25 protein-coding genes are annotated in these 26,211 nt (G+C 63.2%); 14 read left to right on the top strand and 11 right to left on the bottom strand.

Annotated elements, in window-relative coordinates; translation table 11 throughout:
- Positions 1-15: 15 nt before the first annotated feature.
- From BUS12_RS12300 to BUS12_RS12285, 4 genes are all read right to left on the bottom strand, one after another.
- Positions 16-921 (bottom strand): ABC transporter permease, encoded by a 906-nt coding sequence (locus tag BUS12_RS12300; RefSeq protein ID WP_074295952.1) that lies wholly within the window; start codon positions 919-921, stop codon positions 16-18.
- Position 922: 1 nt separating this feature from the next.
- On the bottom strand, positions 923-1,837 hold the full coding sequence (locus tag BUS12_RS12295) for an ABC transporter permease (RefSeq protein WP_074297416.1): 915 nt from the start codon (positions 1,835-1,837) through the stop codon (positions 923-925).
- Between the two features lie 85 nt (positions 1,838-1,922).
- On the bottom strand, positions 1,923-3,218 hold the full coding sequence (locus BUS12_RS12290) for an ABC transporter substrate-binding protein (RefSeq protein WP_074295951.1): 1,296 nt from the start codon (positions 3,216-3,218) through the stop codon (positions 1,923-1,925).
- 64 nt (positions 3,219-3,282) lie between these two features.
- Positions 3,283-4,341 (bottom strand): ABC transporter ATP-binding protein, encoded by a 1,059-nt coding sequence (locus BUS12_RS12285; RefSeq protein WP_074295950.1) that lies wholly within the window; start codon positions 4,339-4,341, stop codon positions 3,283-3,285.
- A 282-nt stretch (positions 4,342-4,623) separates the two neighbouring features.
- Between BUS12_RS12285 and BUS12_RS12280 the strand changes: the two genes are divergently transcribed.
- Both BUS12_RS12280 and BUS12_RS12275 read left to right on the top strand, forming a co-directional pair.
- The gene (locus tag BUS12_RS12280; RefSeq protein ID WP_074295949.1) at positions 4,624-5,589 is read left to right on the top strand and encodes a polysaccharide deacetylase family protein; all 966 of its coding nucleotides are present in this window, start codon (positions 4,624-4,626) and stop codon (positions 5,587-5,589) included.
- Positions 5,586-6,344 carry a GntR family transcriptional regulator gene (locus BUS12_RS12275; RefSeq protein ID WP_074295948.1) on the top strand — a complete coding sequence of 253 codons (759 nt, stop codon included), beginning with the start codon at positions 5,586-5,588 and terminating at the stop codon, positions 6,342-6,344. Before BUS12_RS12280 ends, BUS12_RS12275 begins: the two co-directional genes overlap by 4 nt.
- 25 nt (positions 6,345-6,369) lie before the next feature.
- Here the strand turns inward: BUS12_RS12275 and BUS12_RS12270 are convergent, their stop codons facing one another.
- From BUS12_RS12270 to BUS12_RS12260, 3 genes are all read right to left on the bottom strand, one after another.
- Positions 6,370-7,971, bottom strand: a complete 1,602-nt coding sequence (locus BUS12_RS12270) for a gamma-glutamyltransferase family protein (RefSeq protein ID WP_074295947.1) — start codon at positions 7,969-7,971, stop codon at positions 6,370-6,372.
- 106 nt (positions 7,972-8,077) lie between these two features.
- The gene (locus BUS12_RS12265; protein ID WP_074295946.1) at positions 8,078-9,586 is read right to left on the bottom strand and encodes a carbohydrate porin; all 1,509 of its coding nucleotides are present in this window, start codon (positions 9,584-9,586) and stop codon (positions 8,078-8,080) included.
- Positions 9,587-9,675: 89 nt separating this feature from the next.
- Positions 9,676-9,933: a hypothetical protein gene (locus BUS12_RS12260; RefSeq protein ID WP_074295945.1), complete on the bottom strand. Its 258-nt coding sequence runs from the start codon at positions 9,931-9,933 to the stop codon at positions 9,676-9,678.
- Positions 9,934-10,947: 1,014 nt separating this feature from the next.
- Here BUS12_RS12260 and BUS12_RS38780 point away from each other — a divergent pair.
- The 6 genes from BUS12_RS38780 (at position 10,948) to BUS12_RS37805 (ending at position 15,642) form a co-directional block, all read left to right on the top strand.
- A complete protein-coding gene (locus BUS12_RS38780; protein WP_171991631.1) occupies positions 10,948-11,088 on the top strand; it encodes a hypothetical protein in 141 nt (46 codons plus the stop codon).
- Positions 11,089-11,206: 118 nt separating this feature from the next.
- The gene (locus BUS12_RS12255) at positions 11,207-12,853 is read left to right on the top strand and encodes an Nramp family divalent metal transporter (protein ID WP_074295944.1); all 1,647 of its coding nucleotides are present in this window, start codon (positions 11,207-11,209) and stop codon (positions 12,851-12,853) included.
- 293 nt (positions 12,854-13,146) lie between these two features.
- A complete protein-coding gene (locus BUS12_RS12250) occupies positions 13,147-13,869 on the top strand; it encodes a response regulator (RefSeq protein ID WP_074295943.1) in 723 nt (240 codons plus the stop codon).
- 210 nt (positions 13,870-14,079) lie between these two features.
- Entirely contained in the window at positions 14,080-14,373 is a 294-nt protein-coding gene (locus tag BUS12_RS12245) for a hypothetical protein (protein WP_074295942.1), read from the top strand.
- Positions 14,374-14,387: 14 nt separating this feature from the next.
- Entirely contained in the window at positions 14,388-14,603 is a 216-nt protein-coding gene (locus BUS12_RS12240) for a hypothetical protein (RefSeq protein ID WP_074295941.1), read from the top strand.
- 151 nt (positions 14,604-14,754) lie between these two features.
- Positions 14,755-15,642 carry a PTS sugar transporter subunit IIA gene (locus tag BUS12_RS37805; RefSeq protein WP_083640353.1) on the top strand — a complete coding sequence of 296 codons (888 nt, stop codon included), beginning with the start codon at positions 14,755-14,757 and terminating at the stop codon, positions 15,640-15,642.
- A gap of 105 nt (positions 15,643-15,747) precedes the next feature.
- Here the strand turns inward: BUS12_RS37805 and BUS12_RS12230 are convergent, their stop codons facing one another.
- From BUS12_RS12230 to BUS12_RS12220, 3 genes are all read right to left on the bottom strand, one after another.
- Entirely contained in the window at positions 15,748-16,632 is an 885-nt protein-coding gene (locus tag BUS12_RS12230; RefSeq protein WP_074295940.1) for a 4-hydroxy-tetrahydrodipicolinate synthase family protein, read from the bottom strand.
- Positions 16,633-16,634: 2 nt separating this feature from the next.
- Positions 16,635-16,976, bottom strand: a complete 342-nt coding sequence (locus BUS12_RS12225) for a hypothetical protein (RefSeq protein ID WP_074295939.1) — start codon at positions 16,974-16,976, stop codon at positions 16,635-16,637.
- Positions 16,977-17,130: 154 nt separating this feature from the next.
- On the bottom strand, positions 17,131-17,898 hold the full coding sequence (locus BUS12_RS12220; protein ID WP_074295938.1) for a DUF4410 domain-containing protein: 768 nt from the start codon (positions 17,896-17,898) through the stop codon (positions 17,131-17,133).
- Between the two features lie 478 nt (positions 17,899-18,376).
- On the opposite strand from BUS12_RS12220, the gene BUS12_RS12215 reads away from it, so the two are divergent.
- From BUS12_RS12215 to BUS12_RS12190, 6 genes are all read left to right on the top strand, one after another.
- Positions 18,377-19,768, top strand: coding sequence for a GH1 family beta-glucosidase (locus BUS12_RS12215; RefSeq protein WP_074295937.1), 1,392 nt, complete (start codon positions 18,377-18,379; stop codon positions 19,766-19,768).
- Positions 19,769-19,869: 101 nt separating this feature from the next.
- Positions 19,870-21,108, top strand: coding sequence for an ABC transporter substrate-binding protein (locus BUS12_RS12210; protein WP_074295936.1), 1,239 nt, complete (start codon positions 19,870-19,872; stop codon positions 21,106-21,108).
- A 7-nt stretch (positions 21,109-21,115) separates the two neighbouring features.
- Positions 21,116-22,051 (top strand): carbohydrate ABC transporter permease, encoded by a 936-nt coding sequence (locus tag BUS12_RS12205; protein ID WP_074295935.1) that lies wholly within the window; start codon positions 21,116-21,118, stop codon positions 22,049-22,051.
- Positions 22,051-22,983: a carbohydrate ABC transporter permease gene (locus tag BUS12_RS12200; protein ID WP_074295934.1), complete on the top strand. Its 933-nt coding sequence runs from the start codon at positions 22,051-22,053 to the stop codon at positions 22,981-22,983. Before BUS12_RS12205 ends, BUS12_RS12200 begins: the two co-directional genes overlap by 1 nt.
- 3 nt (positions 22,984-22,986) lie before the next feature.
- The gene (locus BUS12_RS12195) at positions 22,987-24,069 is read left to right on the top strand and encodes an ABC transporter ATP-binding protein (protein ID WP_074295933.1); all 1,083 of its coding nucleotides are present in this window, start codon (positions 22,987-22,989) and stop codon (positions 24,067-24,069) included.
- Between the two features lie 24 nt (positions 24,070-24,093).
- A complete protein-coding gene (locus BUS12_RS12190) occupies positions 24,094-25,137 on the top strand; it encodes a LacI family DNA-binding transcriptional regulator (RefSeq protein WP_074295932.1) in 1,044 nt (347 codons plus the stop codon).
- 71 nt (positions 25,138-25,208) lie between these two features.
- Here the strand turns inward: BUS12_RS12190 and BUS12_RS12185 are convergent, their stop codons facing one another.
- Positions 25,209-26,066: a PA4780 family RIO1-like protein kinase gene (locus BUS12_RS12185; RefSeq protein ID WP_074295931.1), complete on the bottom strand. Its 858-nt coding sequence runs from the start codon at positions 26,064-26,066 to the stop codon at positions 25,209-25,211.
- Positions 26,067-26,211 lie beyond the last annotated feature (145 nt).

Here is a 26,211-nt window from a genome sequence, read left to right as displayed (position 1 = left end):
AGGCAGACGCTGGCACTAGCGCATGGCCGCGGCAAGCCGCCTGCGGGTCAGCCAGCGCACGGCGAGCAGACAGCTCACCATCACGGTCAGCGACAACACGGTGGTCATCGTGCCGAGCGCGTAAATCACCGGCGTCGTGACGGAGGTGGTGAGCCCCTGCAGTTCGAGCGGCAAGGTGTTCTGATCGCCGATAGCCTGTGATGTGCGGGCGATCTCGTCCCACGAGAGCGTGAAGCCGAACATCGCCACGCCGATCACGGAAGGCCCGATGATCGGCAACACGATATGCCGGAAGTTTTGCCACGGCGTCGCGCCCAGATCGCGTCCCGCTTCTTCGTAGGCGGGATTGAAGCGGTTGAACACCGCGAACATCACCAGCAGTCCGAACGGCAGGGTCCACGTCAGGTGCGCGCCGAGCGCCGAGGTGAACAGCCCCATCGAAGTGGAATAGTTGTCCGCGAACGACTGATTGCCCCACGCAGTGGCCAGATATTTGACGCCGCTATCGAGCAGACGGAAGGTGAGGCCGATGCCGAGCGACACGATGATCGAAGGCATGATCAGACTCGCCACCGACACATAAAATACGGCGGTGTCGCCGCGAAAGCGCTTGCGAAACGCAAGGCCCGCCGCCACCGAGAACAGCACGGTCAACACCGTCACGGCCAGCGCGAGGCGCACGGAACGCGCGAACGCCCCCCAGATGTCGATATCGCCCACGCCCTGACGCAGTACCGCGAACCAGTGCAGGGAGACGCCGCGCATCGGGAAGGTGAGGCCGCCTTCCGGTCCCTGAAACGACAGGATGAAGATGGTGATCACGGGGCCGTACAGGAACAGCACGAACAGCCCGAACAGGAGGGCCAGCCAGTAGAAACTGGCGGGCCGGCGTTCGCGATGCTTGCGGCGGATGGCCTGCATGTCACAGCTCCTTGCGGATGTCGACTACCCGCGTCAAACCCCACACAATCATCAACACCACGGCGAGCAGGATGATCGCGTTGGCCGCGGCGGCCGGGAACTGCAGGTAGCCCGTCTGAACCTGGATGATCTTGCCGACCGAGGCGATCTGCTGGCCGCCCATCACGCCGACCGTCAGGAAATCGCCCATCACGATGGTGATCACGAAGATCGAGCCGATTACGATACCGGTTTTGGAGAGCGGCAGCACCACGTCGCGGATCACCTGCCAGCCGCTTGCGCCGGCATCGCGCGCGGCTTCGAGCAGCGACCGGTCGATGCGCATCATCGCGTTGAAGATCGGCACGATCATGAAGAACGTGTAGAGGTGCACGAAGGCGAGCACCACCGAGAAGTTCGAATACAGCAGCCATTCGAGCGGCTGGTCGATCACATGCGCGCCGAGCAGCGCCTGGTTGACGAGGCCGTTGCGGCCGAGCAGCGGGATCCACGAGATCATGCGGATCACGTTCGAGGTCCAGAAGGGGATCGTGCAGATCAGGAACAGGACGGTCTGCATCGCCGTCGTGCGTACGTGGAAAGCGAGGAAGTAGGCAATCGAAAAGCCGAGCACGAGCGTGACCGCCCAGACGATCGCGCAGAACTTGAGCGTGGACAGGTAGGTCTTGAAGGTGACGCACATGTCCGTCATCGACGAGCAGCCGTCGAAAATCGCCTTGTAGTTTTTCAGCGTGAAGGCGGGGATGATCTGATACTCGTTGTAATCCCAGAAGCTGACGATCAGCGTGATGACGAGCGGCACGATGAAAAACAGCAGGAAGGTGAGCGTAAGCGGGGTTGCCTGCAGCCACGCCGGCGCACGCCGCTGCCGTACCGGTGCAGCCTGCGCGCGATTGGAAAGCTCGATCGATGCCATGGCGGGATATCCGTCGTCTGGAAAGCGGTGCTTGCCGGTGCGCCATGCGCCGGCAAGCACCGCCTGATTCATGCAGGTATGCGAACTATGCCGCGATGAACTCGTTCCACTTCTGGACCATGTAGATGTTCTCGTCCATCACCGCGTTCCAGCAGGCAATCGCGCCCATCCGTTCGTTGTACGAGCCGCCGTCGCGCACGGTGCCGGCCTTCTCCAGCAACTGGCCGTCCGGCGCATGGATGTCCTGCGCGGCCGGCTTGCCTTCGATCCAGTAGTCCCATTCATAGGGTTGCATGTGCGTCTTCGCGGTCTCGAGCACGCCCGAATAGTAGCCCTGGCGCATCAGGTAGGCGCCGGCCCAGCCGTCCTGGAACCAGTTGACGAACTCATACCCGGCGTCGAGCTTGCGGCCCTGCAGCGAGCGCGGGAAAGCGAAGCCCGAGGCCCATGAGCGATACCCTTCCTTGAGCGGCTGAAACTTGCAGGCGATGCCCATGGTGCGCACCTTCGTGACGGCCGGCGACCACATCGACTGGATCACCACTTCTCCCGAAGCCATCAGGTTGACGCTCTCGTTGAAGTCCTTCCAGAAGGCGCGGAACTGGCCGGAGCGCTTGGCCTCGATCAGGATCTTGATGGTCTGATCGATCTCCGCCTTGGTCATGTTGCCCTTGTCGCCGTACTTGACGTGCCCCATGGCTTCAATGGCCATGGCCGAATCCATGATGCCGATTGCGGGAATGTTGAGCAGGGCGGCCTTGCCCTTGAACTCGGGATTCAGCAACTCGGCCCAGCTATTGATGGGGCGCTTGATCAGGTCCGGACGAATGCCGAGCGTGTCGGCGTTATAGGTGGTGGGGATCAGCGTCATCCACTCGGTCGGAGTGGCGGAAAATTCCGTGGAGCGCGGACCCGTCAGGAACATCACTTTCTTCGGCGCGGTACCCTGATCGCCGATCTTCTTGCCGTTCACTTCGCCCTTGGTCAGCACCGGCGTGATCTTGTCGGCCAGCTTGATTTTTTTGGCATCCATACCGGCCAGCGTGCCGGCGGGAATCAGCTTCTTGAGCGAGAAATATTCGGTGTCGACGATATCGAACGAGTTGGGCTGCGTGATGATGCGCTTGGCGACGTCATCGGTCGTGACCGGAATGTACTGAATCTCGATGCCGGTGTCTTCCTTGAACTTCTTCGCGATGTCGTCGCTCTGGTTGACCGCGGTCCCCAGATAGCGCAGCACGATTTTCTCCTGCGCATGCACGTACGGGAAGCCGGCAATGCCCGCCGCCGCAACCGCGCCCTTGATGAGCGTGCGGCGCTTCAGGCCTTTGTCCGTCAGCTCGGGTTCGGCTGCTGCCGGGCTCTCGTTCTGCTCACTCATCGCAATCTCCTCAGGTGACGTTCTTTGGGTAGGGTGATACGCAAGAAAACCGGTTAAGCGCGGCCTAGGCCGCCAGCGGATGAGCGTCCCGCTCGTTCCACCACACGACGACGCGGGCTTCGGGACCGAGCCGCGCGGGGTCGTAGTCGCCGTCGCTGACCAGCGAGACGAGTTCGGGCGAACCGTCGAGCGGCACGAGCGTCATACGCAAATGGGTGCCCTGGTACTCGGCTTCGCGCACGGTGCACGGCACGCCGCCGATCCGCGTGAGACCGCCTTCGCCCACGAGGGTTTGCACGGGCGTGACGCCGTGCGGCACCACGCGCAGATGATCCGCGCGCACCGTGAAGAGGCGTCCGTTGGTGCTGAAGACGTTGTGGCCGCCGAGAAAGCGCGCCACGAATTCGGTGCGTGGGCGGTTGAAGACCTCATGAGGCGTGCCGCTTTGCTCGATATGGCCGTGGCTCATGACGACGACGAGATCGGCCAGCGCCATCGCCTCTTCCTGGGAGTGCGTAACATGCACGAAGGTGATGCCGAGTTCCTTTTGCCAGCGCTTCAGTTCGGCGCGCATCTGCACGCGCAGGAACGGGTCCAGTGCGGAGAGCGGTTCGTCGAGCAGCAGACAGCGCGGCTGGTTCAGGAGGGCACGCGCCAGTGCCACACGCTGCTGCTGGCCGCCCGACAACTGCGCGGGCTTGCGTTCGGCATAAGCGGACATGGCGACGAGTTCAAGCAGTTCGCCGGCGCGCTTGCGGCGGGCGTCTTTCGCCACCCCGCGCATCTTCAGGCTGAAGGCCACGTTATCGAGCGCGCTCAGATGAGGAAACAGCGCGTAGCTCTGAAACACCATCGCCGTGCCGCGTGCCGCCGGTTCTTCGCGCGTAACGTTGCGCCCGCCGATCAGGACGTCGCCTTCGGAGACCGATTCATGGCCCGCGATCATGCGCAGCGTCGACGTCTTGCCGCAACCGGACGGTCCGAGCAGACAGCAATACTGGCCGCCCGGAATGCGCAGGTCGATCGCATTCACGGCAAGCGCGTCGCCATATTGCTTCGAGACTTGGACCAGCTCGATATCGGCGGCCTCCGTGTGGAGCACGGTTGAAGCAGGCTGGATCATGAAGAAGAGGTCCTCGTGAGCGGCACAGGCGGAGCGTGTGCGAAGCCCGTCAAATGCAAGACATATGCCATGCGCGATGAATCGGGGCCGGCAATCGCCGACAGGTTGCTACACCTAACGTCTGCAAGTTGGCTCACATATTGCAAACGATCGCAGGCTCGGATCGTTAGCGATTTGAGCCGCGTTCTTGCGCAATCGCGGTGCGTCTTCGGTCCGTCACGGGGCATGACGACGCCAAACCGGTTCATGCGGAGCGCTAACCGTCACTCACGGCTGGCTTCAATGACAGACTCACGGAACATGCCCGAAGCGTTACACCGTGCCCGCGCGCCGATCGCCACGCACGGGCGCTTCGCTTACCGGCCCATTACGGATACGGATGGTTTCCGCTGGCCTGGCGATACCGGTCTCGCGGTGTACCTCGGCTTCAATATCGAACACTTTGCGTTTGGCGAAGGGCTCGGCGCGGCGCTCGGTCCGGTCTCGCCGCAGCCGGACGTGCTCAATTACAGTTGGCGCGAATACGGCAACCGGGTGGGCGCGTGGCGTTGCCTCGAACTGTTCGACGATCTCGCCATGCCGGCGGGCACGCTGATCAACACGGCGCTCTACGATCATTGCCCCGAGCTGATCGCGGCCTGCGTGGCGCGCGGCGACGAGCTGATCGGCCATGGCCACACGAATGCGCACCGGCAGAGCGAGCTCGACGAACAGGGCGAGCGCGAACTGCTGCTGCATTGCCGGGAACGGATCGCGGCGGAAAGCGGCGTGCTGCCTGCAGGCTGGCTTTCGCCGTGGATCTCCGAGTCGCACCTGACGCCGGATCTGCTCGCGCAGACCGGTTATCGCTACACGCTGAACTGGTGTCACGACGACCGCCCCGTGCGGATGGCGACCCGTAATGGGCCGCTATGGGCCATCCCTTATCCGCAGGAACTCAACGACCTGCCGATGCTGGTGGGCCGGCAAATGGACGCCTATGCGTTCGCCGACATGATCGTCGATCAGTTCGACGAAATGCTCGAGCAGGCGAATCGCGGCGCCGCGCCGCAGGCGCTGGTAATGGGCATTGCGCTGCATCCTTATCTGGTGGGGCAGCCTTACCGGCTGCGCCATTTGCGCCGCGCGCTGCAGCATATTGAAGCGGCATGCCGCAAGGGCGACATCTGGATGACGACACCTGGCGCCATCGCGCAACACATGGATGAAATCGAGCGCAACGCGGACACTTCCCAGGGCACACCATGACCGTGAAATCGGGCGCGGCGACGGCCAGAAAAAACGCCAAGGACGAAGCGGACGTGGATGCCCGCATCTATCAATCGATCTTCGACGGGGTGCTGGACCATCGTCTGACGCCCGGCACGAAGCTGCCCGAACCGGAGCTCTGCCAGTTGTTCGGCGTGGGCCGCGCGGTGGTGCGCCGGGTCCTTGAGAAGCTCGCGTACGACGGCATCGTCGTGCTGCGGCCGAACAAAGGCGCGGTGATCGCGGCGCCGACCCCCGAAGAGACGCGGGAGATTTTCGAAGCGCGTCGCGCCCTGGAGAGCGCACTCGTGCAGTTTGCCGTGCAGCGCGCGAGTGCGCACGATATCCGCGCCTTGCGTGAGCAGCTTGCTGAAGAACACAAGGCGATGCATCGCTTCGACCAGCCCTCGTGGGCGCGGCTAACGAGTTGCTTTCATTTGCGCATCGGCGCGCTCGCGGGCAATTCGATCCTGCAAAACTATCTGACCGAACTGATCTCGCGCACCTCGCTGATCGTCGGGGTGTACGAGGCGCCGGGCAACGCGCCGTGCGAGCACGACGAACATGCGGCGATCGTCGATTGCATCGAGGCGGGCGATGCCGCGGGGGCCGTTGCTCGCATGACCTCGCATCTGCGCGAACTGGAAGAGCGTATAGAAACGTCGCGCATGCCCGGGGAGAAAAGCCTCGGGCAGTTGCTTGGCATTACCCATGTTGCGCAGGTTGCGCAGGCGAGCCAACCCAACGAGGCGTAGGAAGGATGCGCGCGCAACCTTGTGTTCAAGGCGCTGGTTCGTCCACACCCATCGCCCGGCCATCGCTACGCGGATCGTGCGCGCCGCATGCGGAGCCGTCGGCGTCGATCCGTAGCGCGCCGGGGTGACCCGCGAGCGGACTCTGCGCCGGGATCGCGCTCACGTCATGACCGCGCGCCGCCAGCGCGGCGAACACGTCGGGGCCGGCGTCCTCTTCGAGCTTGAGCGCATCGCGCGTATCCGAAAAGGTCTTGCCGAGCAGAAAGCGCGGACGGGCGAGAGCGCTGAGCGGGTCCATGCCATAGTCGATCAGGCGCGTGAGAATCGCTGCGAGCGTTTGCGGCTGACCGTCCGCGCCCTGCGTGCCGAACAGCAGATGCGGGCGGCCGTCTTTCAGATACATGCCCGGGTTGAGCGTGTGGAACGGCCGCTTGCCTGGTTGTAACGCGTTGTGATGCGCCGGGTCGATACTGAACGACGCGCCGCGGTTGTGCCAGAGAATGCCGGTATCGCCCGCGACCACGCCGCTGCCCCAGTCGAAATACACAGTTTGCAGGACGCTGGCGCTGCGGCCGTGCCGATCCGTGGCGCCGATGAACACCGTGTCGCCGGGGCGGAACAGATGGGGCCACGGACGCGCCGTGTGCATGCTGATCGAGCGGGCGTGCGCGTCGAGGGTGGCCGCCGCGAGCATGTCGTCGACCGGCACGGGTTTGAAATCCGGGTCGCAGACGAAGCGGTCGCGATCCATGAATGCGCATTTCACCGCTTCGACCAGCAGGTGGTAATAGTCGGCGCTGCCTTCGACGATCGAGCCGAAATCGAAGCGCTCGAGCGTGCCCATGATCTGCAAGGTGGTGACGCCTTGCGTGGGCGGCCGCATGCTCACCAGTTCGCCGCCCCGATAGGCGACACGTAAAGGCGGCTCGTCGCGTGCGCGGGTTTTGGCGAGGTCGGCCTGGGTCAGCGGCGAACCGGCTTCCCGCAGACCTCGTGCGATCCGCTCGGCCAGTTCTCCCTCATAAAACTCGCGGGCGCCGAAGCGGGCGATGCGTTCGAGGCTGCGTGCAAGCGCGGGTTGGACGAAGCGTTCCGCGACGGCCGGAATGCGGCCCTGCGGGGCAAAGGTGTTTGCGAAGCCGGGCAGAGCGTTCAATTCGCCAGCGCGCAGGGTCTGCCAGAAGTGCTGCGAAGGCGTGATGGGAAAACCGTTGGACGCATAGTCGAGCGCCCGGTCGAACAACGCGGACCAGGGCTGCTGCCCTTTCCATGACGTTTTGCTGATCGCGTAGACCTGATCCCACGTGTCGACGGTCGCCGCGCTCGTGAGTGTCGCAGCGGCTCCACGCAGCGGGATGGCAGTGTCGAATGCCGGTGGCCTGGCGGCCGCCTGGCCGATGCCCGATACCGTGCGCAAGAGGCCGTCGCGGTCGCCGATTACCCAGAACGCGTCGCCGCCGAGACCAGTGAAATGCGGATACGTGACGGCGAGCGCCGCGCCGATGGCGATGGCCGCTTCAATGGCATTGCCGCCGGCGCGCAATACGTCGAGACCGGCAACGCTTGCCAGCGCGTGTGGACTGGTGACCATGCCGCCGGTGGAGCAGGCGAGTTTCGGTGAGTGCATCGGGACTCCGCTACGGCAGGGTTGCCGTTCTGTGTCCCGAGTATAGAGGCCGAACCAGGTCGCGAAAAGAGCGAGGGACTCGCCCGTCTCCGGGCGAGTCAATGCATCAGAACGTGATATTGGTCCGCAGGCCCACGATCGCTTCGTTGCCGATGCGTTGCGACGGGTTCTCCGGATTGGGAATGCCGCCAGCCGGCCGGAACGCATACTGGAAATCCGCCTGCAGTTGCCACCACGGCGTGACCTGATACTGATAGGTCGCTTCGAGGATGGTCTCGGCGCTGCGCGACGGGTAGCCCGGCGTGTAGGCGGCGGTGTCGCTCGCAAGATCCTGGGCGTGCGAACCAATCTGCGCGTAACCTACCGCCAGTCCGACGACGTCGTTGTCGCGGCCCTTGAACGGCGCTTTCAGTGTCACCCCTGCATTGATGCCGAGGTCCACCAGATTGCGGTCGCCGGGCGCGCCCATGATGCGGGCGAACACGCCCACTGCTTGCGGGCTGTCGGCGCCCGGACGCCAGACCATCTGATCGGCCACGGCGTAGAAGCTGTAGTCGCCGCGATGGCTTTGCGCAATACCGTTGCTAGCCGGGTTCGCGAGCGACAGCCCGTTGGTGTCGAAGCCCTGATCAGGAAACTGCTGCGTGTCGTACCAGAAGCCGAGCTTGTAGGTGCCGGGCAAGCCGGTGGGCTTCGCTGCAGCCGGGTCGGACGGCGCCGGGTTGAGCGCGTATTGCACTTCGCCGATGAACAACGCGCTGTCATGCAGATTGAAGTTCGTGCCGTGCGCGTTTAGCGTTTGCGGATCGCCCACACCATTGCCCGCGGGATTGCCGTCGAACACGCCGGCGAGCACTGTCCAGTTGTCCGAAGGAGTAACCCGCAGACGCGCACCGAGCGAGGACAGTGGATAGGCCGGACCGCCCGCAGGCAGATCGACGGACGGCAGAACCGACCAGCCGAAGGTCGCATTCATGAACGTGGCGGCGTACTGGCTCACCATGAATTCCTGGTCGAGACTCTGCTGGCCGACCTTGATGTCGACCTTGCCGCCGAGCAGCGACTGCTGATACCACAGCTCCCACAGCCGCGTGGCATCGTTCGCCTCGATGCCGCTCGCGGCCTGCAACGTCTGAAGACCGCGCGAGCTCAGATTGCTGCCGTGAATCTGCAGACCGGATACGTTGAAGATGCCGCCTGGCAGACCGAAGGCCTTCTGCGTATCCACGCCGATACCGATCTGCGTCAGACCATCGTACGCGCCACCGCGTCGCGTGCCGCCCGACAGGTTGTTCAGGTACTCGCTGGTTTCCTGCAGACCCACGCTCACACCATAGTTGCCGAGCCAGGGGCGCAGACCGCCCATATCGCCGAGCAGGTTTGAGCGCTCCCAAAAGCCGGTCGGCGCGGGCGGCGTCGCGTCCGGTTTGGCCGCGGCGCTGTCGGCGGTGGCCGGGGCCGCCGGTTGGGCGTCGCTTTGTCCGGCCGCAGGGGCAGGCGTGGCGTCGCTGCTCGCCTGGGCAAGCGCCGGCGGCACGATTCCGAGCGACAGCAACAGGCTCAGACTGAAGGGTCCGCTGGAAAGCAGCAGTTTGGTTTTCAGATTCTTTTTCATGGCGAGTGGGGCGAAGTTATCGCGGCGTAGCCGCCTGGATGTTTTATCGATCGAATGTGTCAAAAGAGGGGCCGTGCATCTGCCCCGTTTCAGGAGAACCACCAGCTCACTCGTAACGCACTCTCCAGTTCGTTACCGAGAGACCAGGTGGACAACAGCGCGACCAGCGCCACGGCGACAACAGTCATCGCCAGAATCGCGTAGCCGGTAGGTGTCAATGGATTGCCGGCGTAGACCGCCCGCAGCGCGGCGCGCGCAACCCGCTTGGCGGTGCTGGCCGCGACACGGCGGAGCGGGGCGCCGAACCCTGCGCTGCAGGCAGCGCTGAAAAACGAATAGACGAACATAAGCTGCTCCCCGTCCAGCCTGAAAAACTCAGGCGACGTGTGAAGACGTGACGGCGTCTCGCAAGCGAGCTTGCGAAAGGCGGTCGTACAAGGGAGCGTGCTGCTGACGGACCGGCGCAATACCGGTCAGAGATGAAGCGCGCTAACCCGACTGAAGCGAGTTAGCGGCGAAGGAGGGATCCTGCGGCGGCTATCTCGCGTGTGTGCTGCCGGCACGGGCCGGCATCGGACTTCCACTACTAGAGCTTGCGTCCACGAGGGACTCCTTTTGATGGGACGGGCGGATTGTATTCGCATCTTGCGCGAACCGGCAAGTAAAAAAACCACATGAATATCGCGCTCCGAATCGCCTCCGCGAAAGCATGCGGGAACGCTTCTGCGGCGCAGGTTCGACACCTCGCTATATCTTGCATCGACCTTTCTTTTCTTGTGATTCGGAAAGAATCTGCGATGGCCGAAAATTATCTTGGCTCTGCTTAACGAATCGATTGACTTCGGATTTAAGTCGCACCTAAAATTCGGGCATCTTCACAAACGGGGCGAATGCCTTGGACACCAGCAGTAGTCGATCTTCGAATTTGTTTGCTGCCTGACCGGCAGGACGTCCGCGCTCCCTTTCTCAGCCGCCGTCTTGCCAGCAGGCAGACGGTGCGCGCCGAAGTAATCCTCTCCGTGCACCTTGATTAGCGCCATAGAGCCGCCACGATGACGTGCGTCCCTATGGCACCGTGTCGCGAGCACCCACTCGCGGCCGTGTCCGTTTGCGCCTGTTCGTTTTGCAGGCGCGGATCGACGCGTGGACAAACACGCGCGTAGCCAGCGCACGTCTGCCAAAAAAGGAGCTCCCATGCCGGACAGTGACAGTTATCCCTTATGCCGCTCATCTTTAGCTTGTCCTTTCCCTTTGTCTGAGGAAAGCGAGTAGACCGTCGTCGCTGCGCGCAGGATGCGCCCAGCCTTCGTGTCGGCTGGCTTTCCGCACACCGCGTTAAGCCAAACGCTCGGAGAAATATCATGAACTTCGGTCTGCTCCTGTCGCAACTGCCGCACGTCCAGGAATCGCGCGTCCACTACGACGCCATGCTGGCGCTGCACGCCCCCGAACCGCGCAAACTCGCCGTGTTCTGGCTGCGTCTCAAGACGCTCCTTTCGTAATTTCTCGCGCTGTTTCCGCCATACGCAAGCGACGTCGTCGCTCGGCGACGCACGCCCTTACGTATGGCAGAGGTGCGCCTTTTCTTTGCAATCACCCGTCTTTGGGGAATAAAACAACATGTCGACTCCATCCAACGTCTCACCGCCACGCAGCGCCGTCCTCGACGACGCGCATCTTGGCGACATCAAGGGTGCGCTCGGGACCATCGCGCATCACGACACCGCGCCGCGCACCAACTGGTGGGCGCGCTTCCGAACCCTGCTGGCCATTCTCGGTCCCGGCCTCATCGTGATGGTGGGGGACAACGATGCCGGCGCCTTCGGCACCTACACCCAGGCAGGTCAGAACTACGGCACTACCTTGCTATGGACGATGCTGCTGCTGGTCCCCGTGCTGTTCGTCAATCAGGAGATGGTGCTGCGCCTGGGCGCAGTGACGGGCGTCGGGCACGCGCGTCTCATCTTCGAACGGTTCGGTAAATTCTGGGGGGCGTTCAGCGTCGTCGACCTGTTCATCCTCAATGCGCTGACCATCGTGACCGAGTTCATCGGCATTACGTTTGTGCTCGACTTCTTCGGCGTCTCCAAGATACTCGGGGTTTGCATCGCCGCGGCGTTGACCATGGCGGCCGTCAGTACAGGTAACTTCAGGCGCTTCGAACGCTTCGCGGTTGTGCTGTGTCTGCTGAGCCTGCTACTGGTGCCGGTGCTGGTGTCGATTCATCCGCCGGTCGCGCAGATGACGCGCGATTTCTTCATCCCGAACTGGCCTGCCAACTCGAAGCTGAGCGATGTGATGCTGCTGGTCATCGGCATTGTCGGCACCACGGTCGCCCCGTGGCAATTGTTCTTCCAGCAGAGCTATGTGGTCGACAAGCGCATCACCCCGCGCTTCATGAAGTATGAAAAAGCGGACCTGTGGATTGGCATCGTGTTCGTGCTGATCGGTGCGGTGGCGATGATTGCCTTCTGCGCTGCGCTCTTCTCCGGCAAGCCTGAATTCGGCAATTTCACGGATGCCGGTGGCGTGATCGCCGGCCTCGAGAAATACGCGGGCCACACCTCGGCCGTGCTCTTCGCTGTTGCGCTGTTCGACGCCGCCATCATCGGTGCGGCTGCGGTATCGCTGTCGACCGCGTATGCCATTGGCGACGTGTTCAAGATCCGTCACTCGCTGCATCGCAATGTGTCGGATGCAAAGGGTTTCTATCTGGTGTACTTCGGCATTGTTGCCGCTGCTGCGGCGATCGTGCTGATTCCCGGCAGCCCGCTTGGCCTGCTGACGGAAGCGGTGCAGACGCTCGCGGGCATTCTGCTGCCCAGCGCAACCGTGTTTTTGCTGCTGCTGTGTAACGACAAGGCCGTGCTCGGCCCGTGGGTCAACTCGAAGAAGCTGAACGTGTTTACCGGCGCCGTCGTCTGGGTGCTGGTGATGCTGTCCATCATCCTGACCGCTTCAGTGGTGTACCCGGATATCACGGGCGAAACGATTCTGGAAACGCTCGCGGGCGGCACCCTGCTGGCCGTCTTCGGCTACGCTGCGACGACAGGGCTTCGGCGGTTTCGTCGTGAAACGGCGGACGTTGACGTCCACGCCTATCCGAAGGGCGCACGTGACACGTGGCGCATGCCGCCGCTCGACGAACTGCCGCCGCCGAATCTCACGCTGAGCAAGCGTGTCTGGATGGGGGTGCTGCGCGGCTACCTGCTGCTGGCCGTCGCGCTGGTGATCGTGAAGGTCGTGCAGATGACGCTCCTGAAGTAAATCGCCTCTCAGCACGGTCCGGACTCCCGGCCGTGCACTCAACGCGGTGCCTGCCTGCACTCAGCCGGGCAGGGCCGCGTGCCAGGGCCTGGCGCGTCGCGTCAGTGCGTCTGCCTGTGTTCCATCACGCCGGATTTACGACATTTTTATTCGCATCGCGCTATACATTTAGCCAACCTGAAAAGAGAGGTTGCGACGCTACGGCTTGCGGGCCGGTGTCGAGTGATGTCGTTCATAAAAATGAGGTTGGTTTTGAACTTGATGATCTGGCACGGTCGACTTCGCTTCGCATCATGACCGAGCCGACTGTGACCGTTGTCCTGATCGACGACGAGAAAAATATTCGCCGTGTTGTCCGGTTTGCCCTGGAGGCAGAGGGCATGGCGGTCTTCGAAGCCAGCACGGGTTTGCAGGGACTGGCCCAGGCCGCCACGCGGCGGCCCGACCTGGTGGTCGCCGATCTCAGCCTGCCGGATATGGACGGCACGGAGATGATCCGCGAATTGCGTGCGTGGTCGACGGTGCCTGTGATCGTGCTGTCCGGCCGCAGCCGCGAGGAAGACAAGGTAAAGGCACTCGACGCCGGCGCCGACGACTACCTGACCAAGCCATTCGGATTGCCGGAACTGATGGCGCGAATCCGCGCGCATTTGCGCCGGCAGGCACGCGGCGGCCGCTCCGTGCTGTCGCAGGTTCGCTTCGGCACGATCACGCTCGATCTGGGCGAGCGACGCGTGGTGCGCGGCACCGAGACCGTTCATCTGAGCCCGATCGAATACCGCTTGCTGTCCGCACTCGCGCGGCATCCGGGGCGGGTGCTCACGCATCACCAGCTCTTCCAGGAAGTGTGGGGGCCGGCTCGTGCCGACAACTTCCATTACCTGCGCATTTACATGGGGCACCTGCGGCAGAAGCTGGAATGCGACCCGGCGCAGCCCGAGCATATCGTCACGGAGAGCGGTGTCGGCTACCGGCTGATCGGCGTCGAGGACTTGCCGGCCGAGTCAGCCGAGTAGGGCATGGCGCGCCATTACACAATCTTTGCAGCTACCCCGTCTGGTTTTGCGGCTTCTTGACACGGCATGTGCTGAAATAGAAACGTCATGATGGACTCGATGAAGAATTTGGAGTTCTAAATGTAAAGCGCATTCTCACCGTCGGGAATGGCGGTGGCGTCGTACGGGCCGCACTCCAGCGCGGCTGCAAACAGTAGAGGCTGGCAAGCAATGAAAAATGACGAAATCAAGGCTTTGATCGTGGAGATCCAGCGCTATGCGGAGAATCGCCAGAGCGATGTCGCGCGGGGCGCGGAAACGCCTGCACTTGCGGCGCTCATGGTCGAGAAATTCGGCGAGGGGATAGCGAAAGCCACCCAGTTGCTGGGAGTTGACGGCTGCGGCGAGCTTGGGCGGGAAATCGACCGGCTTGTGCGCGAACTGGATCCGCACTATCCCAAGCATCTTCAGTACCGCTTTGAAGCCCGGCCGGCAGGTCTTGCGATCAACGGCGCGGCACACTAATCATAGGGAATCGTATGGCATTCAAACAAACCAAGGGAAACATGACCGTAGAGGCCTGCGTGTTTCCCGCTCCGGGCCAGATGTTCAAAGGCGCGCTTCGTGTGACCACTACGCGTGACAGCAAAACGCTGCAGCAGATCACAGGACGCGGCTGCGGCCGACCCATGCGCAGCTCCGACGCTGCGCTGGAGTTGGCGGAACTCGAAGCCCGGCGCATTCTCGGCCTCTGAGACAGGCGGCATGCTCTTCGACCGCTTCTCCGGTCGCGTTTGCAGGTGGTGAGCGCGACGGGAAAAGCGGTTGGCACATGCCGAAGATTTTTACGCGGGCTTGACGCCAATTCGTGTAGCCTGACATCAAGCTAACGCAACGAGGGGCGACATGACGCACCCAATGACGAGCCTGCGGGCTTTTCTCGGATCGGGCAAGAGCGCGGCTCGGCCCCGGTCGCATGCCACGGCGGGCCGTAACGTGATGATGCACGTGACGCTCGACGCACAACACGCCACACCGTTACGCCAGGCGCTCATACGCGACTGCGGCGACCAGCCGTGGACCATCCGCGTCGCGCCGCTGCCCGGAACGGGTCGCGTGCGCCTGTCGCTCTATATGCCGAAGACGGCGGTCAATGGCGCGATCCAGCGGGTCGCGCACCTTGCGCCCACAGCAGAGCTCGGTCAACTCTTCGAAGTGCCGGACGCCCCCACCGATGTGTGGCGCGGCTTGATGCATGCGAAGTCCGCGCCGCGCGTCAACGTGCCCGACCCCGCGGATGAGACAGCCGTTGCGGAGGCCGACGCCGAGACCGCCGGCGGCGCGATCGCTCAACTGATGTCGCGCGACCACGTGCTGCTCGGTTTGGCGGTGGCGGACCGCGAGGCCCTGTTCGTCGAACTGGGTCGTTTCTTCGAACAACGCTATGCGCTGCCGGCAGCGGCCGTGACCGCGGGACTCGCGGCGCGCGAAGCGCTCGGCTCGACGGGGCTCGGGCAGGGTGTCGCCGTTCCGCACGGTCAGATCAAAGGGCTGCGCCAGGCCATGGTGCTGTACGTGCGGCCCGCTACGCCGATTGCGTTCGACGCACCGGATGGCAAGCCCGTCAGCGATATCGTCGCGTTGCTCGTACCGAAGTGGGCCAATACGACCCATTTGCGCCTGCTGGCGGATGTGGCGGAACGCTTCTGCGATCATCAGTTCCGCGAGCAACTGCATGCCTGCGACGATGCGCACGCGGTGTGCCAGCTTTTTGTGGAGTACGTTGCGGCTTGATCGGTTTGAAGCGGAGCGAATCTGGGTCGCTCTGCATCGCTAAAACCAACGGGGCCCATCACCTTGAAGCGATGGGCCCCGTTTTTTGTGGTTTTTTTGTGGTTATTAGTGGCCGGCCCCGGCAAACTCCGCACGTAAATCCTGCAGGGCCTCGCGAGCCTGGCTCAAACGCGCCACGAGTTCAGCGGAAGCACGCGTAATCGGCATCCGCGTTTCGTCCGTCATGGGATGATCGAACGCCAGCATGGCCTTGATGGCAGACGGATTGGGCGCGGAGAACAATAGACGCAGCACCGGTTGCAGGCTCGAGAAGAGCGTCTGGGCCTGCTCGACGAGCCGGTTTTCCGCGAGTGCCTGCACTTCGATCAACAGGTCCGCGCAGACATGGGCGCTGGCCAGAATGCCGCCGGCGCCGCCCTGGCTGATGCAGTCGACGAACGCGTCGTCCGTGCCGCACAGCAGGCTGATCGGCACGCTGCGCAGCTTGTCGAAGTGATCCTTCACGCATTCCTTGATCGCCACGACGTTGTCATACTCGGTGAGGCGCGCGACGGTGTCCGGCGCGATGGCTACGCCGGTGCGATGCGGTACGTTGTACAGCACGATCGAGCGGTCGGTTGCGAGCGCAACCTGTTCGAAGTGCCATTGCACGCCGGCCTGGTCCGGGCAAATGTAGGACGGCGGCGAGACCAGATAGCCGGCGCAATCCCAATGCTCGTAGCGGCGAAGCTCGCGGACGACTTCACGCGTGTCCGATCCGCCCACTCCGACCAGTACCGGCAAGCGGCCGCCGACCACGTCGGTGATGGCTTGCAACACGGTGACCCGCTCGGTTTCCGACAGCAAAGCGGCTTCGCCGGTGGTGCCCAGGGCGACGAAGCCGCTGATCTCGGTGCGCGAGTAGTAGTCCGCCAGATGCTGGAGCGCGTCGATATCCACCTCACCGTTGCGCATGGGCGTGACGAGCGGCAACCAGATGCCTGAATACATGATTAACGCGTCTCCTTGCCGGTGTTGCGGCGCTTGAGCGGCCCGATCATGGCGTAGGGAAGCGTCGTAATCAGTGCGTGCATCGTGAAGTCGAGGTCATCGGGAGCGATGTCCAGATTCAGGTGCACGTGATCGCGCACGACCTCGGTGCTGACGACATAGACGCCCAGCGGCGAATGCAGCAGCGTCTTGAGTTGGGTGCGCGCATCGTCCTCAGAGAGGCCGAGGAGGGTCACCGGCAACTGCACGCGCGGCGAAGGGAAGGGGATGACGTTGTGGCGTGAGACGGGTTGCTGGCGTTGCGGTTCAGCGTCGAAGACTTGAAGTGACAGGGGGAGAGCCATGAGAGGGTAGTCGTTGCTGTGGTTGTTCAACACAGTGACTAGAGTAGACCCCTCGGTGTAAACATCGCGCAAAAATCCGCGTTCCTTGCGGAAAAATGCGGTGGTGGTGGGAGGGTCGATGCGCTTGCCGAACCCGGCGCATCGACCCGTGTGACTAGCCCTTGGTGCGTTCGGCGGGCATCCAGCCCTGCGCTTTGCCGATCTGCGCGATCTGCTTTGCGATGGACTCGGCCAGCTTCTTCGCATTGCCCGCTGCGCCGCCGTGGGTCGTCTCCGATACGCCATGCAACCCGGCGCCTGCCGCCGCCGATGTCGCCAGATGGCCGGCCGCTGCGCCCACCCCAGCCGTTTCCGCGATGCCGGGCATTTTGCCGCTGTCCGCGCTGGCGTCGAAACTTTGCACGAGCCGCGGCGCGCCGCCGGCAGGCTTGTACAGAAGCTGCACCGAGGTGCTGAGTTCGCTCTTGCCTGCGCCGAGACCGATCAGCATGCGACGGCGGCGGTTGCCCGAATCAATGGTGTCGAACTTGCCCTGTATGAGCAGAACGTTCTGATCCGCCGGGGCAGGGACGTCCGAGCGGATGGCGTGCAAACCCATGGATTGCAACTGCTGCACGATCCCGTTGGCGACCTGCTCGCGCACTTCGGCCGCTTCCTGAGCCTGCTTTTGCGCGGCCGACGCGCCGTCGAACTGCGACGTCACTTTCTGGATCACGCCGCCGGTGTCGAGCTTCACCTGGTCCGGCGTGCTGTCGAACGAATAGACGTAAATGGTATCCGGGTGAACTTGCGGCGGGGCCGAATAGGCGGTGGCGTTGCTGACGCCGCCGGCACAGCCGGCCAGCAACGCGCACAGAATTATCACGGCTGCCGAGGCGCCACGCGCACTCTTAAGGGCTACGAATCGAATTGAATTCAACATGCTCATCCTGTCCCTGACACGGTTGTGTCGTCACTCGCTTAAACGTATCGTCCGATGATTGCGAAACCGTAGGATGCTGATTCATCGTCGATCTCATTCATGCGCGATACACCTGCTGGTCCCAGGCGCGTTTTGCAGGTGCACCGGCAGCAGAGGCGAGTATGGGGGAATGAGGTTTTGAACTCCACGCTTCAATTATGTCGAGTGATGTCACAAAGCCCGGCGGTTCTGCTGCATCAGCAGACGAATAGCGGCAAGCGTGTCCCGACCCGTCAGCCGCCCCTGCGCACCCTATCCAGACAAACCCTGATTGCTGCAAGGAATTCGCCGCTGCTATCGTTCGCAGGTCTTGTGGAAGCGCTTCCACTCCGCTTCCGCCCAACCGGTTCGACCGGTTCAACGACCTCGCGCAGTAACCACTTTGCATGGGACCGGAGTCAGCGCTAGAGCGCCCGCTCCGGTCGACAAAGGAGAAACCGTGGCATACGACACATTCGCTCCATCCCAGGACCTGAACAGCGGCCCGTTCTCGCCGGCGGCCGATTCCGCGCTCTGGCGCAAGCAGTTTCTGCTCGGCGCGGCCACCGCGTCCTATCAGATCGAGGGCGCCGTGCATGAGGACGGCCGTCTGCCGTCGATCTGGGACACCTTCTCTGCGATTCCGGGCAAAGTGCTCGCCGGCGACACCGGCGCGGTGGCCTGCGATCACTACCATCGCTGGGAAGGCGACTTCGACCTGCTGACGGCGCTCAACTTCGAAGCGTACCGTCTCTCGATTGCCTGGCCGCGCGTCATGGACGAAGCCGGCCGGCCGAACCAGAAAGGACTCGACTTCTACAAGCGGCTGCTCGCCCGCCTCAAGGAGAAGGGCCTCAAGACCTTCGTCACGCTGTACCACTGGGACTTGCCGCAGCATCTCGAGGATCGCGGCGGCTGGCTCAATCGCGACACCGTGTACCGCTTTGCCGATTATGCGGATCTGATGAGCCGCGAACTCGCGGGCCAGGTCGATGCATGGATGACGCTCAACGAGCCGTGGTGCTCGGCCTATCTGGGCTACGGCAACGGCCATCACGCGCCGGGCCTCGCGAACGGCCGCTTCGCGACGCAGGCCATGCATCATCTGCTGCTCGCGCACGGCTCGGCGATTCCGGTGCTGCGCGCGAACGATCCGGCTTCGCAGAAGGGCATCGTCGCCAACGTCGGCCGCGGCACGGCGAATTCCGCCAGCGCTGAAGATCAACGCGCGGCGCATCTGTTCGAGGTGCAGCACAATGCGTGGATTCTCGACCCGCTGCTCAAAGGCGCGTATCCGGAAGATCTGTTCGAACTCTGGCCGGGCACCGAACCGCTGGTGCTGGACGGCGACCTGAAGACGATCGCGGCGCCGCTCGATTTCCTCGGCATCAACTACTATTTCCGTACCAACGTCGAAAGCGACGGCGGACATGGCTTTACCGAAGTCCCGCTGGAAGGCGTGGAGCGCACGCAGATGGGCTGGGAAGTGCATCCGGACGGCTTGCGCGACCTGCTGATCGGCTTTGACAAGACGTACTCGAACCTGCCGCCCATCTATATCACCGAGAACGGCATGGCGTCGGACGACAAGGTGGTCGAAGGCCACGTCGACGATCCGCAGCGCATTTCCTTTCTCAAGCGCCATCTTGCCGCGGTGGATAGCGCGATCAAGGCGGGTGTCGATATTCGCGGCTATTTCGTCTGGTCGCTGATGGACAACTTCGAATGGGCGTTCGGTTATGAACGGCGCTTCGGCGTGGTGCACGTCGACTACGAAACACAGAAACGCACCGTCAAACGCAGTGCAGAATTGATCGCAAAGTTTCTCGCGGAGCGGAGGTTGCGTAACTGAGTCACGCAACCGGGGCATCGCAACGGGTGCCCGTGCGTGAACAGGCAGAGCTGGTTGGTATGTCGACCCGAAACAAAGGCGTAAAGCCTGGAGGAGACGGAATGCACAGCAGAAGGAAACTCGTGAGCGCTATTGCCCTGGCACTCGCGCTCAATGGTGTGGTTGCCCATGCCGACCCGTTGAAGGCCAACGTGATTCACTGGTGGACCTCGGGCGGCGAATCCGCGGCGATCCGCCAGTTCGCGGATGCCTATAACAAGGCCGGCGGCCTGTGGGTCGACAATGCGGTGGCCGGCGCCGATCAGGCGCGCGCCACGGCGATCAACCGGATTGTCGGCGGCGATCCACCCACTGCAGCGCAGTTCAACACCTCGAAGCAGTTTCATGACCTGATCGATCAGGGCATGCTCAACAACGTCGACACGGTAGCCGCCAAGGAAAACTGGAACGCGATTTTCCCGCAGTCGATTCTCGACTCCATCAAGGTCAACGGGCACTTTTACGCCGCGCCCGTCGATATCCACATGCAGGACTGGTTCTTCTATTCGAAGGCCGCGTTCAAGAAAGCCGGCATTGCAGGCGAACCGCAGACCTTCGATGAACTGTTCACCGATCTCGACAAGCTGAAAGCGGCCGGCCTCATTCCGCTCGCGCTCGGCGGCCAGGCATGGCAAGAGAAGATCACCTTCGACGCGGTGTTTGCCGATGTGGGCGGCACGGACCTCTATCTGAAGGTGTATCGCGACCACGATCAGAACGCGGTCAACTCGGCCGCCTTCAAGAACGTGCTGACGACCTTCAAGCGCCTGCACAACTACGTCGATGCGGGCTCGCCCGGCCGCAACTGGAATGACGCGACCGCACTGGTGATTTCGGGCAAGGCCGGCATGCAGGTGATGGGCGACTGGGCGAAGGGCGAGTTCTCGGCGGCCAATCAGGTGGCCGGCAAGGACTTCGGCTGCTTCCCGGGCTTCGGTCCGCACTCGCCGTACATGGTGGCAGGCGATGTCTTCGTGTTCCCGAAGACCGATAACGCCAACGCCATCAAGGCGCAGAACCTGCTCGCTACCGTCATGACCTCGCCTGAGGCTCAGGTGGCGTTTAGCTCGAAGAAAGGCTCGATTCCGATCCGCCCCGACGTGGACACCAGCAGCCTCGACATCTGCGCGAAGGAGGGCATTGCGATCATGAAGGACAAGTCGCGCCAGTTGCCGAATCCGGAAATGTTGATTTCGCCGGACCTGCAGGGCGCGTTGACCGACGTCATCACCAACTTCTGGAACAAGAACGAGTCGGCCGACGATGCGCAAAAGGCCTTCGCCAGCGCACTGAAGGGCTAGGCACGCGATGCGCGCACTCGGCCTGACCTCCACCTCGTCAAGACCGTCCAGGCGGTCGAAGCCGCTTGGACGGCGTTGGCCGCTGGCCGCCTGGATCGCGTTACTGCCGATGGTGGCGACGGTGGTCTTCGCGTACCTCGGCACCATGCTGTGGACCGCACGGGTCTCGCTGACGCGGTCGCGCACTTTTCCGTCTGACCACTTCGCCGGCGTGACGCAATACGTACGGCTGTTCCACAACGACCGCTGGATGGTGTCGCTGCAGAACATCGTGATCTACGGGGCGTGCTTTATCGTCGCGTGCATGGTGATCGGCCTGCTGCTGGCGATCTTCATCGATCAGCGGGTGGTGGCCGAGGGCGCGTTGCGCACGGTGTTCCTGTATCCGTATGCGATGTCGTTCGTCGCCACCGGTCTGGTCTGGCAGTGGATTCTCAATCCGGAGCTGGGCGTGCAGGAGGTGTTGCATCGACTCGGCTTTGTGCACGCGCGCTTCGACTGGATCGTCGATCAGGACTGGGTCGTCTATACGCTGGTGATCGCCACCGTCTGGCAGGCGTCCGGGCTCGTGATGGCCTTGTTGCTGGCCGGCCTGCGCGGCATCGACGACGAGATCTGGAAGGCCGCGCGCATCGACGGCATTCCGCGCTGGCGGGTCTACGCGAGCATCGTGGTGCCGATGCTCAAGACTTCGATGTCCACGGCATTCGTGCTGCTGTTCGTGATGGTGGTCAAGCTCTACGACGCCGTGGTGGCGATGACGCAGGGCGGCCCCGGCACGGCGAGCGAAGTGCCGGCCAAGTTCATCATGGACTATCTGTTTGGCCGCGCCAACATCGGTCTTGCCTCGGCCGCCTCGATTGTTTTGCTGACCACCGTGCTGGCGATTCTCGCGCCGTTCTTCTATCTGCGCAGCCGAGCCGCCTTGCGCAAGGACGTTTGATGAATACGGTCCCTTCAGTTGCCAAGCCCGTTGATGCCCCGGTGGCGCGACGCGCGGCCGGATCCGGCCGCAAACGCCGCTCGCACTTCAGCCCCGCGCGTTTTGGCGTGTACGCGTTCCTGATCACTGCAGCGTTGTTTTTCCTGCTGCCGCTTTACGTAATGCTGGTGACCTCGGTCAAGCCGATGACCGAGATACGCATGGGCAACCTGCTGGCCTTGCCCATGCATTTCACGCTCGCACCATGGCGCGATGCATGGGCCTCGGCGTGCACCGGGCTCGACTGCAACGGCATTCAGGTCGGCTTCTGGAACTCGGTGCGCATTGTGGTGCCGAGCACGATTCTGTCCATCGCGATCGGCGCGGTGAACGGCTACGCCCTGTCGTTCTGGCGGCCGCGTGGGGCAGGGGTGCTGTTTGCGATCCTGTTGATGGGCGCGTTCATTCCGGTGCAGGTGATGGTCTACCCGCTGGTGCGTGTGCTGGCGAGCGTGCATCTGTTCAGCTCGCTGCCGGGCATCGTGGTGATTCATACGATCTTCGGCATGCCCATCATGACGCTGCTGTTTCGCAACTACTACGCGTCGATTCCGCTGGAGCTGTTCAAGGCGGCACGCATCGACGGCGGCGGTTTCTGGCGCATTTTCCTGCAATTGATGCTGCCCATGTCCACGCCGATCATCGTGGTCGCGGTGATCATGCAGGTCACCGGCATCTGGAACGACTTCATTCTCGGCCTGGTGTTCGCGGGCACCAAGAACCTGCCGATGACGGTGCAACTGAACAACATCATCAACACCACCACCGGCGAGCGTCTCTACAACGTGAACATGGCGGCCACCATCCTGACCTCGCTGGTGCCGCTTGCCATCTACTTCATTTCGGGCCGCTGGTTTGTGCGCGGCATTGCTTCCGGCGCAGTCAAGGGATAGAGCATGACCAATGTATCGAACGTGTCGATTCGTAACCTGCGGATCGATCTGGGCGCGAACACGGTCATCGAGGCGCTCGATCTCGATGTCGACGCGGGCGAATTCGTGGTGCTGCTCGGACCGTCCGGCTGCGGCAAATCCACCTTGCTGCATAGCATTGCGGGGCTGATCGACGTTGCCGACGGCAGCATCGAAATAGGCGGCCAGGATATGACCTGGGCCGATCCGAAAGACCGCCGCATCTCGCTGGTGTTCCAGTCGTATGCGCTCTATCCGACCATGAGCGTGGAGCGCAACCTGTCGTTTGCACTGCGTATCAACGGCACGCCCAAGGCGGAGATCGAGCGCCGCGTGACGCGTGCCTCCGAGATGCTGCAACTTGGGCCGCTGCTCAAGCGCAAGCCGGCGCAACTGTCCGGCGGCCAGCGCCAGCGCGTGGCGATCGGCCGCGCCATCGTGCGCGAGGCGGACGTGTTCCTGTTCGACGAGCCGCTCTCGAACCTCGACGCGAAACTGCGCACCGAGTTGCGCCGCGAACTGAAGCAGCTTCATCAACGGTTAGGCGCGACGATGATCTACGTGACGCACGACCAGGTGGAGGCGATGACGCTCGCCACCCGCATGGCCGTGATGCGCGGCGGCGTGATCCAGCAGATCGGCACGCCTGCCGAAGTCTACGCGCGGCCGGACAACCTGTTCGTCGCGACCTTTCTCGGCTCGCCGGCGATGAATATGCTGCCGGGCCGCCTCGAGCGGCGCGAGGAGGGCATGCGCTTTCGCAGCGAGCATCTCGATCTCGACGTGTCGCGCTATCCGTTCAAGACGCTGCCCGATACCACGCTGCCGTGCGTGCTCGGTGTGCGTCCCGAGGACGTGCGGGTCGGGGCGGATCTCGCGCAGCGCGGCAATGTCTCGCTGGTCGAGCCGATGGGCAACCACCGGGTTATTTGGCTCGATTATCATGGCGCCCAGATCGCGTCGATCGATCAGGACAAGTCGCCTGTTGCGTTAGGGGACGCGTGTGCCTTTTCGCTCGAGAGCGCCCATATTTCGTTGTTCGACGAGGCCAGTGGCGCCCGTCTCTGAACGGCCTGGTTTGATGGAGTCTGTGTGGCAACCCTGAAAGACGTGGCGGAACTGGCGGGTGTCGGCATGTCGACGGCGTCGCGGGCGATTTCCGGCAAAGGACCGGTATCGGCCGATGCCATGCGCCGCGTGCAAGCCGCCATCGAGGCGCTGAACTTCCGCCCTTCGTCGATCGGCCGCGCGATGGCGGCGCAATCGCTCGGCCTGATCGGCCTGTTCGTGCCGACTTTTTTCGGCTCGTACTACGGCACGATCCTCAAGCAGACCGATACCGAATTGCGCGCCGTGCACCGTCATGTGGTGGTGGCGACCGGTTGCGGCGAGTCGTCGCCGCGCGAGCAGGCCCTGGAAGCGGTGGAGTTTCTGATTGGCCGCGATTGCGACGGCGTGATCGTGATCAGTCACGATCTGCATGACGAGGACCTGATCCGGCTGCACAAGATGCATCCGCGGATGGTGTTCCTCAATCGTATGTTCGGGCAACTGCCGGAGGCCTCGTTTTGCGCGGATCACGCGCGCGGCGGCGAACTGGCCGCGCGTACCCTGCTCGAGCATGGGCATCGCGATATCGCGGTGATTGCCGGGCCGTTTACCGCCTCGGACAATCGGGCGCGTATCGACGGCTTTTTTGCGGAGCTGGCGCGTCATGGCATCGACCGGGAGGACGTGACGCTGGTCGAATCGGACTTCTCGCCGGAAGGGGGCTATGCGGCGGCGCAGACGTTGCTCGAATCGGAACGGCCCTTTACCGCGGTGTTCTGCGCGAACGATACGATGGCGGTGAGTACGCTCGCGCGCTTTCAGCAAGCGGGGGTTGCGGTGCCGGGCGACGTCTCGGTGATCGGCTACGACGACGATTATTCCGCGGCCTATGCGGCGCCCGCGCTGACCTCGGTGCATATTCCGACCGCGGACCTGACGCAAAACGCCGTGCGCTGGCTGGTGAATCAATGCTATGGCACCGCGTGGGAGATCTTTCGCGAGTTTCCGGTCACGGTGACGATGCGGGCCTCGGTGGCGGCGCCGCCGCAACGGCCGCGGCTATTCAGGCGAGCACGTACCGCGTAGGCCACGCAAGCCATGCGACCGCAGGCGGTGCCTCGAACCGCCGCACCAAAGCGTGATGAAACCCGCGTGCGTCAGGCGCCGTCGCGCAGCGACTGTTCGTGGCGTACGCGCGCTTCTTCGTCGAGACGCGTGTCCTCCAGTTCCTGCAGCACTGCCTCGAGATCGACCGGCGTGGTGTCGAGTTCGACACGTCCGGTCAGTTGCACGTCGACATTGAGCTCGCCGCCTTCGAACAGCGCCCAGATCTCCTTGCCGTAGCTCGCGCTGAGCAGATGCGGCGCAAAGCGGCCGAAGTAGGTCGCGAGATTGTCCACGTCGCGTTCCAGCATCGCCGGGGCTTCGAGATTGCCGGCGGCGTCCACGGCCTGCGGCAGGTCGATGATCACCGGGCCGTCGGCAGCCAGCAGGATGTTGTACTCGGACAGGTCGCCGTGAATCACGCCGGCGCACAGCATGCGCACCACCTGGTTGAGCAGCAGGGCGTGCAGTTCGACCGCGCGGGCCTCGCTCATCTCCACATCGTTCAGACGCGGCGCGACGTTGCCGTCCTCGTCGGTCACGAGCTCCATCAACAGGACGCCGTCGGTGCAGATATACGGCTGCGGCACGCGCACGCCGGCATTGGCCAGACGAAACAGCGCATCGACCTCGGCGTTTTGCCAGAGCTGTTCCTGCACTTCGCGGCCATAGCGGCTGCCTTTTTCGAGGGCGCGTGCTTCACGGCTGTTCTTGACCTTGCGCCCTTCGCGGTACGAGGCCGCCTGGCGGAAGCTGCGTTGTTTGGCGTCCTTGTAGACCTTCGCGCAACGGGTCGAGTCGCCGCTGCGCACCACGTAGACGGTGGCTTCCTTGCCGCTCATCAACTGGCTGATGACTTCGTCGATCAGGCCTTCTTCGACGAGCGGAACGAGACGTTTGGGTGTTTTCATGCGGCCACCGCCTGAAAGGGGGACGGGGACGCAAGCGGGGTGGAGCGGGGCACGGCGGGTCGCGTGAGCGTGGCTGCCTGAGTGCGGGCGGCCTGGAGCGGGAATAGAGTCATGCCCGATTATAAGGTGTACGGGGCGATCGGCA

This window comes from Paraburkholderia phenazinium, assembly GCF_900142845.1.
GTDB lineage: Bacteria > Pseudomonadota > Gammaproteobacteria > Burkholderiales > Burkholderiaceae > Paraburkholderia > Paraburkholderia phenazinium_A.
The sequence above is the reverse complement of the archived record's forward strand: the minus strand, read 5'-3'. Positions and strand labels throughout refer to the sequence as shown.